General features: G+C 64.5%; 8 protein-coding genes. All 8 read left to right on the plus strand.

The genetic code is table 11. The features are described from left to right. Nucleotides 1–67 precede the first annotated feature (67 nt). The 8 genes from RO07_RS12045 to RO07_RS12080 all read left to right on the plus strand — a co-directional run bounded on the left by RO07_RS12045 (nucleotide 68) and on the right by RO07_RS12080 (nucleotide 12809). On the plus strand, nucleotides 68–1669 hold the full coding sequence (locus RO07_RS12045) for an AMP-binding protein (RefSeq protein ID WP_039410999.1): 1602 nt from the start codon (nucleotides 68–70) through the stop codon (nucleotides 1667–1669). Between the two features lie 320 nt (nucleotides 1670–1989). After that, nucleotides 1990–2778 carry an IclR family transcriptional regulator gene (locus RO07_RS12050; protein ID WP_052267574.1) on the plus strand — a complete coding sequence of 263 codons (789 nt, stop codon included), beginning with the start codon at nucleotides 1990–1992 and terminating at the stop codon, nucleotides 2776–2778. Between the two features lie 263 nt (nucleotides 2779–3041). Next, nucleotides 3042–4283 carry a GGDEF domain-containing protein gene (locus RO07_RS12055; RefSeq protein WP_072637022.1) on the plus strand — a complete coding sequence of 414 codons (1242 nt, stop codon included), beginning with the start codon at nucleotides 3042–3044 and terminating at the stop codon, nucleotides 4281–4283. A gap of 55 nt (nucleotides 4284–4338) precedes the next feature. Next, the gene (locus RO07_RS12060) at nucleotides 4339–4731 is read left to right on the plus strand and encodes a hypothetical protein (RefSeq protein ID WP_039411001.1); all 393 of its coding nucleotides are present in this window, start codon (nucleotides 4339–4341) and stop codon (nucleotides 4729–4731) included. 248 nt (nucleotides 4732–4979) lie between these two features. Continuing rightward, the gene (locus tag RO07_RS12065) at nucleotides 4980–6638 is read left to right on the plus strand and encodes a hypothetical protein (protein WP_052267217.1); all 1659 of its coding nucleotides are present in this window, start codon (nucleotides 4980–4982) and stop codon (nucleotides 6636–6638) included. A 506-nt stretch (nucleotides 6639–7144) separates the two neighbouring features. Then, entirely contained in the window at nucleotides 7145–8056 is a 912-nt protein-coding gene (locus tag RO07_RS12070; protein ID WP_147284506.1) for an N-acyl amino acid synthase FeeM domain-containing protein, read from the plus strand. Nucleotides 8057–8275: 219 nt separating this feature from the next. Further along, nucleotides 8276–11293, plus strand: coding sequence for a putative bifunctional diguanylate cyclase/phosphodiesterase (locus tag RO07_RS12075; protein WP_052267219.1), 3018 nt, complete (start codon nucleotides 8276–8278; stop codon nucleotides 11291–11293). 493 nt (nucleotides 11294–11786) lie between these two features. Next, nucleotides 11787–12809: a hypothetical protein gene (locus RO07_RS12080; protein ID WP_052267220.1), complete on the plus strand. Its 1023-nt coding sequence runs from the start codon at nucleotides 11787–11789 to the stop codon at nucleotides 12807–12809. Nucleotides 12810–12838 lie beyond the last annotated feature (29 nt).

Consider the following 12838-nt stretch of genomic DNA (forward strand, 5'->3'; position numbering starts at 1 on the left):
CGCGGATTTCCGTATGCCCATCTCCAATGTTGCCCGAGTTGCGCCGTCGAGCGCACAGTCTGCGTCGATGTTTGATGTACCGCAAACCGCTTCACATCCTTATACAAAGTACTTCCCCCAGCGGGCCGAGGGCGACCGGCTCGATGTCGTGCCGCTGCTCATGGCGGGCTTGCGCGGCGCATCGACTCATCCCGTCGTCGTATTCGAGGGCGACGCGATCGATCGCCCGCAGATGGCTGCCCGTGTGGGCGCCATGCAAGGGTGGTTGGCCGCGCAGGGCCTGGTGCCCGGTGATCGCGTGGCGGTCATGCTTGGCAACAGCGCGGCGCAGGTCGCGCTGATCTATGCCTTGATGCTCTCGGGACTCGTGTGGGTGCCGGTCAACACGCGGCTCAAAGGGGATGGCATCGAGTATCTGCTCGGGCATGCCAAGCCGAAACTGCTGATTGCCGAACCGGCGTTCGCGGAGGTGCTCGACGCCGGCGTTGCGCTGGCGGCTCGGCAGCCGGGGCATCACGGGCCGAGCGTCGTGCGCCGGATGCTCTCCGACGTCATGGCGCAGGCCGACGCCTTCGCGGGCATGGCGCCACGAGCGGCCGCACTGACGCCGGCATCCGTGCTGTGCATCATCTACACGTCGGGAACGACCGGCGCGCCCAAGGGCGTATTGTTCACGCACCGGATGATGCGCATTGCGAGCGAGGCGGCGTTGCAAGTGGCCGATGCGCGCGACGGTGACCGCTTGTTCCTGTGGGAGCCGCTGTGCCACATCGGCGGGGCGCAAATGTTGCTGTTGCCGTTTCTGGCTGACGTCGAGATGCATATCGTGGAGCGCTTTTCCGCGAGTCGTTTCTGGGCGCAGTGCGGGGCGGCGCAGGCCACGCACCTGCATTATCTGGGTGGCATTCTGGACATTCTCATGCAGTTGCCGCGCGACGCGCAGCCGGCGCAAAACAGTCTTCGTGTGGCGTGGGGCGCCGGGGTGTCGGCGAGCGCGTGGCGAGCGACGAGCGAGCGTCTTCAATGCACGTTGCGGGAGTGTTACGGCATGACCGAATGCTCGAGTTTCGCCACACTCAACGACGCTGACGTGCCGGGTTCCATCGGCCATGCCTTACCGTGGCTGACGCTGGAGTTGCTTGACGACGACGGCAGTTCGGTGGCGGATGGGGAGCCGGGCGAGATCGTGCTGTCCAGCGAGGTGGAGGGTGTATTCCTGCCGGGGTATCTCGACAATCCCGAGGCCACGGCCAAGGCATTGCGCGATGGCAAGTTGTTTACCGGCGATAGTGCGCGGCGGGGTGCAGATGGCAGTCTGGTTTTCATCGGCCGGCGCACGGACAGTATGCGGGTGCGAGGCGAGAACGTGTCGGCGTGGGAAATCGAGCGTGTGTTTGCGCGTCATCCGGCTGTGGCGGCGTGTGCGGCCATTGGAGTGGCGAGCGATATAGGCGAGCAGGACATCATGCTTTACGTGCAGTTTCGCGAGGGTCAGGTGCTGGAGTGGACGGTGCTGTCGCAATGGGCGGCGGACAAGCTCGCCAGCTACCAGCGACCACGATACTATCGCGAGACGGTGCGTTTCGAGACCACGCCATCGGAGCGTATTCGAAAGCACTTGCTTTCACGCGACACGGCCCCGGCATGGGACATGACCAAAGCAAAATAACACCAAAGGCATGTGAAGAAGACTGGGGGGCAAAGAGGTGGGGAGCCGGACCGGGGCCCCTTTCTGCAGCGAGTTGGGTTTATGTTTGAGAGGCGGAAAGGGGCCCCGGTCCGGCGGGGCGGGTGACAGTGCGAGAGAGGGGGGGCGACCTCGATCCAAGGCAGTGCGGGACGATTGGCGACCTAACTCTTATCGCATAAAGATAGAGCTTTATGTTTATGAGATAATCCGAAACTGCCTGCCCCCAATCCAACATCACTGTGGCCACCACCAAAACACCTCGTGCCCGCGCCAAAGCGGCTGCCGTTGTCGATACGCCGATCCTGTCCGGCTCGCCGGCCGAGTCGACCCTCTACGTTCAGTCCGTCGAGAAGGCGATGAAAGTGCTGACCGCCTTCGACGGTTCGAAGCGTCATCTTTCGCTTTCGGAAATCGCAGCCGCGACAGGATTCGATATCAGTGCGGCGCAACGTTTCACCTTCACGCTATCCGCCCTGGGTTATTTGCTCAAGGACCCTCAGAGCAAGAAGTATGAGCTCTCGCCCAAGCTGCTCGATTTCACCTATCACTATCTTGTCTCGAACGAGCTGGTGAGCCGTGCGGCGCCGTACCTGCAGCAACTGGCGGCGGAGACCGAGGAGGCGACCAACCTCACCGTGCGGCTCGACACTGATATCGTCTTCGTGTTGCGGATCGTGAGTCGCAGTGTGTTCAATGCGAACGTGATCGTTGGTTCGCGCCTGCCCGCGTACTGCACGGCGCCGGGCTTGGCCATGCTTGCCACGCTCGACGATGCGGAGATCGACGACATCCTCGAGCGTACCAACCTCGTGCAGTTCACGCCGGCGACCGTGACGCAGCCGAAGAAGATCAGGGAGCGCCTCGCCAAGATCAGAAAACAAGGCTATTCGCATACCGAAGACGAGTTCTTCATGGGCGATATTTCGACCGCGGCGGCCGTCGTCAATCAGGAGGGGCGCGCCATCGGCGCCATCAACATCGCCGTGCCGCGCGTGCGCTGGAACGCCGGGCGCGACGAACGGCGCTTTGCCGACCTCGTGATCCAGACGGCGGGGGCGTTGTCGGCGCGGCGTCGCCAGGACATGTGAAGCATTCCAGCGAGACACTTCGACGATACTTTCCGTGGAGGCCTTCCGGTCGGCCAGACGGCCGGTGTTCTCATCGCGGCGTGCTAGAATCCCGCCGCATGGGTATGGAGCAGAGTTGAATTCCGGGAATGCCGGCAGCGCGCGGAGCGTTTCGCGAAACCGCTGACGTCTCGCACAGGTTTTCCATCCCCGTACTTCACACATCGCGCATTGCGCATCGGGCGGTCGTGCCCGGGCGAGGGGATGCGCACGGGGGATGGAGCATGGCTCTTGGTTTGTCGCTACCGGCGCTGGACCTGCCGACCTTACAGTTTGTGACCTTCCTGTTGAGCATTGCGACAGGGATCCTGTTCATGCTCGACGCCTTGCGCCGCGACGAGGCCGAGTCCCCGCGCTGGTGGAGCCTCGCTTTCCTGCTCGCCACGTTTTCCCCCGTTCTCTACCTGCTCGCCGCCCGCAGCACGCGGCTCGCGGTGCTTTACCCGCTGGGCAACGCCGTGGCAACGCTCGCGTTCGCCATGGTCTGGAGCGGCGCGCGCCGCTTCTATGCGCGCAGCGTGCAGTGGGTGGCCGTCTTCGGCGGGCCGGCCGTGCTGCTGTGGGGAACCTGGCTGTTCGCGCGGCCGCTCGACGCCTGGAGCGGCGGCGTGTTGTTCTTCTCGCTGCTGGCTTTCTACAGCCTGATGGCGGCCAAGGAGTTCTGGCAGGCATCCGGGCGAAGGTTGCCCAGCAGCATCGTCCTGGCCGTGGTCGCCGTACTGCACGGCGTGTTCTATGCGGCACGCGCAATGGCGCTCGTGTGGCTCGGCCCGGCCGATCCCGTCTTTCTCGCCTGGTTCGGGCCGCAGGTCGCCACCACCGAAATGCTGGTCCTGATCGTGGTCGCGAGTTTCCTGATGGTCTCGCTCGGCAAGGAGCGCTCCGAGATCGCGCTGCATCGGGCCGCCACGCGCGACGGCCTCACGCAGGCCTTCAACCGTCCCGAGTTCACGCGCCTTGCCCGCGAACAGATGCGTCGGCATAGCGCCGCACGCTCGCCGGTGGCCTTGCTGCTGCTCGATCTGGACCACTTCAAGCGGATCAACGATACCTTCGGGCATCCGTTCGGCGATACGGTGCTGCTGCTGTTCGCGCGTACGGCGACGCAACAACTGCGGGCGGACGACATTTTCGGACGATACGGCGGTGAGGAGTTCGCGCTTTTCCTGCCGGGCGTGGGCGCTGCCGAGGCGCAGACCATCGCGGAGCGTGTGCGCGAAGCCTTCGAACGCGCGGGGCGCACGGTGCAGGGCGAGGCAGTCGGGGCGACGGTGAGCATCGGCATCGCGTGCGACGAGCGCTCGCGGGGCGAATTGTCCTCGCTCGTGCAACGGGCGGACCGTGCGCTGTATCAGGCCAAGGCAGCCGGGCGCAATCGTTGCATGCGCTATACGCCGGAGAGCATCATGCCCATGAACGAGCCGCGCCCGGAGACGCAACCGCTGCGCGCGGCGGCGAGCGGTTGAACCGATTGCCGCCCGGATTTCGTCTACCACGACCAGCTCGCGCCATTCACCCTCGATGCCTTCCACCATTCGCAATTCCCTTCTCTGGATCTTCGACGCGTTCGAACACAACGAGACGTTTGTGCACAAGCGAATGTTCGGCGCGGACGCGGCGTACGTGAATGGATTGCAGTGTCTCGCCGTGATCGACAAGGATGCGCCTTGGGACGGGCTGCTGGTGTGCACGTCGCACGTGCATCACGCGTCGCTGATCGAAGAGATGCCGGCGTTGCGGCCGCATCCTGTGCTGGGGAAGTGGTTGTACGTACCGCAATCGGAGCCGTCGTTCGAGGCTGTCGCGCAGCGCGCGGTGGCGTTGGTCCTCGCGGGCGATCCGCGCGTCGGGATCGAGCCGCGGCCGCGCAAGCCGCGCAAGTCCGCCTCGCCGCGCTCGCGCAAACCCGCATGAGGCGGCAAGACGGGATCGCCGGAACCGGTCGTCGCAACATCTTTGTCAACGAGCATACCGCGACAGAAGCAGCGAGCGTTACCCGTCAGCGTTGATAGGTGACGCACGGGGGCATTTGTGTTCCCATGCCGTAGCGGCGCAAGCTCCCCATCGAAGCAGTGCATCCCTTTCGAACCGTCATCGGATGCCGAGTTCGGCCTGCCGGATTTCCTGCGCGTGGCAAGCGTCGTTGTTCACGGAGAGGGATCATGACGCATTGCCGGAAACCTGGGCATCTGGCCCCAACGTGGGTCTCGCGCTGGCGGGCCGTCGTGGCATGGCTGGTCCTGGCCGGCTGCGCCTGGTCCGCGCCGGCGGTGGCGCTGACGGGCACCGACGTCGCGACGCTGATCAACCGGCGCTATCAATCGACGGTCGCGACGTGCGGCGTCGGCAAGCCGGCGTGGTATTGCTCCGGCGTCGTCATCAGGGGCCTGCCGGCGAGCGACCAGTTCTGGACACTGACTGGCGACGAGCAAGCACTGCAGTCGGTGGAATTCGCCTATCTGCGGCGCGACGTCGATACGGACAAGCTCGCTTCCAGCGCCGGTGTCATCTTCGCGGACGCGCTCACCGCCATCGGTTGGGGCAAGCCCTACGCAGTGCGATGCGCCTACCCCGTGGCGGTGACGCCGGCGGCGGGTACGCCCAATTACGGCTGCAATCTCACGGGCCAGCCCCTGCCGCCCAACCAGGACGCGCAGGACGACTCGTCATGCGTGGGCGTCGGGGTGAGCAACGCCAGCCAATGGGAGACCCGCTACCGTGCCTCGGGCAATGATCCGAATACGCAATGCTCGTTCAGTGCGGAGAGTGCGGCGCAGTTCAGCCAGAGTCTGGAGGCACACAACCGGGTGATGCCGCCCGCGGCGCCTGGCGTCGACGGCGTGCTGGTGGCCGCTTGGGACCCGACGCGGCCGGCAATGCTGCCGGTCGAAGCATTCTTCTATGACGTGAACAACGGTGGCCAGTTGACCCAAGCGCAGCGCTACCAGCGTGCGTATTTCGAGGCCACGAGCCAGTGGGTGCCGATTCTGCGCGCAGCGCTAGTCTCGGGCGGCGGGTCGGCATTCGGTTACGACGAGCGCGATCAGCTCGATTACGGGTTCAAGGTCGCCAACGATCTGAACAAGCGTTATGCCGACACCACACCGTGCCCGAACGGGTTGGCCGCGTACATGTGCAACGGTGTCATGATGCGGGTGGCTACCGCCACCACCGCGTTCCATGCCTGGAATCCGAGTCCGAATTCCATCAGAACCAATGGCGTGTCGTTCACCTACGCGCGGGCAGACGCTCGCAGCAATATCGCCTGGCTGGGTGGGGGGGGAATGATCATGCGGGCATTCGGCGCGCCCGCGCAGACGCCGCTGGTCTTGCGCTGCATCTATCCGACGGACGGTTTCACCGGCAACCGTGCGGACAGGTGCGGCATTCACACTTCCCAACTCAGCAGACCGTGCGCGGAGCAGGGCATATTCACGCTTGCGGCCTGGCAAGCCAACTTTGCCAAGACAGGGGCGGAACAAGCATGCTCGCTCGGCGCGGACACCGCCGCCTTCGATCTCAGCATCGAGGCTCGCGGGACCTTGCCTCACCCGATCAAGCGCGATGTCGATAAGTGGAACGAGCCCATCGTAGCGCCATGGCCACAGGACATCCCCACGCAGATTCCGCTCGAAGCTCTTTTCTATTCGAACGGGTACCTGAACAGCGCGCAGTTCATTCAGCAGGACTATATGGAGCAGACCGGGCGATTCCTGCCGATCGTGCATGTGGACATGAGCGTCACCACCCCTGGGCCATTCAGCTACTTGCCGGCGGACCAGGCCACGGCGAAGGCGGGCAGCGTGCGGGCTTCCGACTGATTGCCCTGTACACGGCAAGCGTCGTTCGCATTGTTCACGGCGGGCATTCGGACTCGGCGCGCGTGAGGTTCGCCAACACTTTGCCCAGCAGCCGCGAAAGCTCCGCCCGCTCGGCCGGTGTGAGGTCCTGCGGCATCTCGCGCTCGCGGCGACCAGCCCCTTTTCCCGAGCCTGTCCAGCAATCTGATCGTTCGGCCTGTTCGGCCTGCGTCTGAACCCCAACCAGAGTCGTTCTTCGGACGGTCACTGTGGCAAATAGGTGACACCGGACGGGCGGCCGGCCGGTGCGACCGCCGTTTTACACGGCGCGACGGGCGTTCCCGGGCGGTTGGCACGATGAATGGAAGGGCGGGCGAGCGGAGATCGTCAAAAATGTGAAAAAGCCAGCAAAAATAAGCACTTGACACATTGCCTCGGCGGATCAAGAAAGGAATGGTGCGATGCATCGGCGAGAAAGCCCGAGCGCGTGGCACCAGCCCTCTTTTTGACCCTAAGGAGTGTCAATCATGTTTGATCTTTCCCAAGCTTCGGACGCGCTGTCCATTACAGAAGCCGACCGTTCGCACGGTCAACCTCACCGCACGTCCTCAGCACCCGCGTCTGTTGCTGTGCCGCCGTCGGCCCAGTCCACTCCCTCGGTTCCTTCCGCGGTGCTTTCCACGGCTGGCCTGCGGGAAGAACGGCTTCCGTTCATCGTCACCATCGCGAGCGACGAGTCCGCGCTGCGCGACGCGGCGGCGATGCGCCAGGCGGCGTATGGGCGGCATCTGCCCGATCTCGCCGCCACGTTGAGCGAGCCCGAGCCGAGCGATCGCGAACCGGGCGCCATCGTGCTCGTGGCGCGCGCGCGCCTGGACGGCGCCGTGCTTGGCACCATGCGCATCCAGACGAATCGCTATCAACCCCTGCATCTGGAAGATTCCGCGCCATTGCCGGAATGGCTCGACAGCGCTGCACTGGCCGAGGCCACACGGCTCGGTGTGGTGGCCGGACCGGTCGGGCGGGTGGTCAAGACCGCACTGTTCAAGGCGTTCTATCAGTATTGCCTGCTCAGCGGCATCGACTGGATGGTGATCACGGCGCGTCCGCCGCTGCATCGGCAGTACGAAGCGCTGATGTTCGTCGACGTGTTTCCGTCACAGCCGCTGATTCCGATGGCGCACGTGGGGGGCATTGGGCACCGCGTGCTGGCGCTCGACGTTGCGCAGGCGCGTGCTCGCTGGCAGGCGGCCGGGCATCCGTTGTTCGGCTACATGTGCCTCACCCACCACCCGGACTTGCGGTTGGGTGCGCCGGATGAGGGGAGCGTCAGGCAGGCAGTGCCGGTCGAATCCAGTGTTGGCGCGCGTTTGCGGGATTTATCTTTTGGTGCCGACGCGGTAGGATGCGTAGCATCGGGCTACAGCCTGGCGGTGTGATGCCGTTATTGCAAATAACGTTATCCCGTCGCATGCAGTGTTGGATGGTTGCAGCGACGGCGATAGCGAGCAAGACGGGTGAGAGACACCTGCCCGTGCAGGCCGGACCGACCGGCGGCACGGGACAGGGCCTACCCGGCCGGCGAGGCGGGCGAAGACCGCCGCCTTGCCCGGCGACAAACGCGGGGGCGACCAACAAGACAAGGGCAGACGAGTCATATGGCGGGGGAACTCGGCAACGAGCGTGATGATCACGGCCGCAATTCGAACGATTTTGCCGACGAGTTGGTTGAACTCTCCGGCCCGCGCCGGCGTTGGCGCGTCACCGCGAGGCTCGACGAACTCTTTCGCAGCATTTCCCTGTATGCGGTGCCCGCCGCCATCATGTTGTTCTCGGGCATCGTGCTGCTGTTCCAGGAGAGTCAATACGCCGTGCGCGGCGCGACCCCGCTGACCTTTCAGGCACAGAACGACCTGCCCACGACGTTCGGGCCGTCGCTGGTGCTGAACTCTCTCGAACGAGCGCCCACCGTCTCGCAGTTCACTACGCATCTCTCCGAAGCTCCCGTGTGGTTCCGGGTGAATGTGCTTCCCGTGGGAGGCGATCAGCACACCGTCATCGAGTTTCCCTCGCGCCATGCGCAAACGCTGGCCTGCTGGCGCGAGCCCGAGGCGTTGGCCATCGGACGTGCCGATCGCGGCGCGGTGAGCGGGGCGGTGCGCGTTTCCAAGGCGGGCTTCGCGATCGACCTCGGGCATCTCACGGCGCCCGTTGCACTGCTCTGCGAGGGCACGTTCTCGGGGCCGGCGCATCTGACGTTGGTGGCCTGGCCTGCCGACCAACTGCGCGTCTCCGAAAGGGAATTCCACCGCAGCAACGGCTTGCTCGAAGGCGGGTTGCTGACCCTGTCGGCGTTCGTGCTGGTGACGGCCATCATCAATAAGGAGTGGCTGTACGTGCTCTTTGCCGCGTGGCTCATCGGCAATCTGCGTCTCGCGGCCAATTCGCTCGGGGCGGACACGCAATGGCTCGAGCGCACGATTCCGACCGACTGGGACGCGCTCGTGCGCAAGGCAACCTTCGCCATCTATTACGTGCTGACGTATTCTCTGTTCACGCAACTGTTCAAGCGCGAGTTGCGCCGCATCGGGTTGCGCTGGATGGTGATGGTGCTGCAGTGGGCCGGCGTGGTGCTGTGCTGCGCGGCAGTCGCGTTGCCGTATGCGCATTTCATCCCCGTGCTGTGGAGCGTGGCCGCGCTGGGCATCGCGATCGTACTGATCTTGCTGGCGCGCATTCTCGTGATTACCCATTCGCGCGTGGCGGTCTGGTATAGCGCGTCGCTGGCCATCGTACTGTTCGCCACGTTCTCCGAAGTCATCGCCGCCGCGTTCAACGCGCGGGCGTTGTCGTCGGCGCTCAACAGCGTGACGGCGGCATTGTTCTCCAGCCTCATGGCGGCGCTGGCCATTGCCGAGCAAATGCGCGCGGAGCACCAGGGCAAGCTCGAAGCGCAGGCCGAATTGCGCAACGCCTACGACGTGACGCCGGTCGGGCTCTTCACGCTTAACGATCAGGGCGTGTTCGTGCGCGGCAACGCGGCGCTGCACACCATGCTGGGCATCCACAATATCGAAGGCCGGACTTTCCGCTGGGACCAGTTCTTCGGCCAGAGCACCTGGCGCATGCTGCTCGACGTGGCGCAGCACAGCGACGAATCGGAGCTCGAAATCCTCTCGCTGCCGCGCGACGACGGGCGTACGAGCCGCTACCTCGTCAAGGCGATTTTCGCGGACGGACGCATCGAAGGCTCGCTGCAGGACATCACCGAGCGTGCGCGCACGATGGAGCAGTTGCGCTACCTCGCCGAGAACGACCCGCTCACCGGCGTATCGAACCGGCGCGGTATCGAGAAATCGCTCGGCGAGGCGATTCGCACACTCTCCGATGCGCGGCCCGCGGCGCTCGCGTATCTCGATCTCGATCGCTTCAAGCTGGTCAACGACCTGTTCGGGCATGCGGCTGGCGACGAGGTGCTGCGCCAGGCATGCGATCGCATGCGGGCGCGGCTCTCGGCCGATCAGAGCGTGGGCCGCACGGGGGGCGACGAGTTCATCGTCGTTTTCCGCGATGCCACGATCAAGGAAGCGGCGGCCGTGGCACGGCGCCTGGTCGACGCCATCGCCGGCGAGCCGTATCAGATTGGCGAGCGGGCGTTTCAGGTGCGTGCTTCGGCCGGCGTGATCGAGCTCACGACCGACATGCGCGTGCCCGACGCGATTTCGTCGGCCGATCGTGCTTGCCGTGAGGCGAAGAAGAGTCGGCGCGAACTGGTCGTCTATGAGCGCGGGGCAGCGGCATTCCGCGAACGGCTCGCCGAACTGCGCCTGATCGACGCGCTCGACGCGGGCCTCACGCCCAACACGCTTTTCCTCGAGATGCAGCCGATCATGGAGATGGCCTCGCCGGGCGAGTCGCTCAACTTCGAAGTGCTGCTGCGCATGCGCGACTCGGACGGCAACATCGTGCCGGCCTCGCGCATCATCAGTGCGGCCGAGGAGAACGGCAGCATCGGCATGATCGACAAATGGGTGCTGACAAACACGCTCGCGTGGATCGACTCGCACCGTGATCGTCTCGCGAAGACGCAGTTCGTATGCGTGAATCTGTCGGGGGCGTCGCTCAACGACGAGCATTTCGTGCGCGACATCTTCGCCACGCTGGCCGCGCATGAGCGCTCGGTGGGACTGCTGTGCATCGAGATCACCGAAACGGTGGCGCTGCACGATCTGGACAACACGCGGCGCTTTGTCGATCGTATTCACCAACTCGGTGGCCGGATCGCGCTCGACGACTTCGGCGCGGGCTTCAGCTCGTTCTCTTATCTCAAGGATCTGGCGGTCGACGCCATCAAGATCGACGGTGCCTTCGTCAAGAGCATGGCGGCGCATCCGGCCAACCTGGCCATCGTCGAAGCGATCGTCGCGCTGGCGAAGAATCTGGGCATTCGCAGCGTCGCCGAGTGGGTCGAAGATGCTGCCACGCTCGAAGCGCTCTCCGAGCTGGGCGTGGATTATGTCCAGGGCTTCCTGATCGCCAGGCCGCAGACGCCCGAGGCGATCCTCGCCGCCGATTCCGCCGCCAGTTTCGTACGCGATCCCGAACTGGCGTCGCTGCTCGTGCAGCTCGGCCAGGCGTTCTATCCGCATTCGGGCAGCCGTCAGGCATTGCACTGAAGGCTGCCTGCCAAGGATTGTCAGGGCTGCGTTGCCATACCCTGACAGTCCTCCGGAACGATCGGGAATCCATAACATCCTTCGGCCATTGTGTGCATTTTTCGCAATGCTCTCTTTCCCGGCGAGTTTTCTTTCGCTGTCTATTTTGACGGGTGTATGCCCCGAAAAGCCGCATGAATGGGGCATTTCGACGTCAAGTCCTGCGATTTCTCATGGATTTTTCATGAGCTTCGAACGTAACCCGACGTAAGATTTCCAGTTGGAATAAATCTTGTCCCCGGCAAAGTCCGCGGGCAGAATCTGACCATCGACGTGATGGGGGCGAAGCCTCCATGCGCCGTAGGGCTACCGCCGGGTTCGGGGGGAACACGGTGACGCGCAGTCCTTCGGACGCTCGACCAACGACAGACACGCGATGTGCAACGGGGTTAGGACCGCAGGTATCCGGAAGGAGCTTGCGGTGCGGCCGGTAAACCTAACCAAAAGAACGACAATGATTTCGTCAATCCTCAAACTCGTGTATCGCTACAGCCATACGGCGAAGTGGCGGCACAACGAGCGGCTGTGGCCGCACGCACGCATCGACCGTGATGGCATGGGGGCTATCGAACGCTTCACCTGGCGCGGACGTCCCGTGCCGCTCGCACGCCGCGCCGATCTTCAGCGCCTGCGTCAGACGCCGTGCCACATCATCGCGAGCGGCCCGTCGATCGCCGACATCGACTACGAAGCGCTGCCGATGCATCACGTCATGGGCGTGAACGGGGCGATCGCGCTCACCGACCGCGCGCCGGTCAAGTTCAACTACTACTGCATTCTCGACGCGGGCTTCGTGAGGCAGCGCCCGGATCTGGCGCGCCGCATCGTGGCGCGCGATCTCGTGTTGTTCGTCACGCCGGTGGTGCTGGCACGCCTGCTGGAGATGTATCCGACGTCGGCATTCGGCTGCCGTTTCTATCTGGTGGACGATATTTTCAAGCGCGGCCTCGAAGGCGCCAGCACGCCCGAATCGCTGCGCGCCAACGCGCGGGTCGCCGCGAGCGCCGCATTCCTGGGCGAGCACGGACGTCTGGGCTTCAGCTTCGATATCGACAACGGTTTCTTCCATGGCGGCACGGTGGCGTATTTCGCCTTGCAAGTGGCCACGTGGCTCGGCTTCACCGAACTGTATCTGCACGGCGTGGATCTGCGCGACGCGGCACATACGCCGCGCTTCTACGAAACGATGCAGACGCGGGCGCCGACACGGCTCGACGCCGAGTTCGCCGATCTGATCGAACCGTCGTTCCGGCATGCCTCGGGCGTTCTGCGTGCGCGCGGCGTGCGCGTCGAGAATCTATCGAGTGCGAGTGCGCTCGGCGAAGACATCTTCCCGAAGGTCGACTGGCGATCGCTGCGCCGTCGCAACCTGAGTCTGGTGGTGCCGGGCGAGGCGGTGGAGGCCTCGTCGTCGAGCCTCGCCGAGGGGGCCGGTGTCGAGGCGTCGCCGGTGCTCCGTCCGACCGGCACGCACTGATGCCCGCCGCGCGTGGTGGGATGAACGAC

This window comes from Pandoraea pulmonicola (genome assembly GCF_000815105.2).
GTDB lineage: Bacteria > Pseudomonadota > Gammaproteobacteria > Burkholderiales > Burkholderiaceae > Pandoraea > Pandoraea pulmonicola.

Bases quoted from the DNA above. Each gene is read 5' to 3' on its own strand.
- RO07_RS12060 (WP_039411001.1), top strand. From the start codon at position 4,339: ATGCCTTCCACCATTCGCAATTCCCTTCTCTGGATCTTCGACGCGTTC.
- RO07_RS12075 (WP_052267219.1), top strand. From the start codon at position 8,276: ATGGCGGGGGAACTCGGCAACGAGCGTGATGATCACGGCCGCAATTCG.
- RO07_RS12055 (WP_072637022.1), top strand. From the start codon at position 3,042: ATGGCTCTTGGTTTGTCGCTACCGGCGCTGGACCTGCCGACCTTACAG.
- RO07_RS12045 (WP_039410999.1), top strand. From the start codon at position 68: ATGTTTGATGTACCGCAAACCGCTTCACATCCTTATACAAAGTACTTC.
- RO07_RS12080 (WP_052267220.1), top strand. From the start codon at position 11,787: ATGATTTCGTCAATCCTCAAACTCGTGTATCGCTACAGCCATACGGCG.
- RO07_RS12065 (WP_052267217.1), top strand. From the start codon at position 4,980: ATGACGCATTGCCGGAAACCTGGGCATCTGGCCCCAACGTGGGTCTCG.
- RO07_RS12070 (WP_147284506.1), top strand. From the start codon at position 7,145: ATGTTTGATCTTTCCCAAGCTTCGGACGCGCTGTCCATTACAGAAGCC.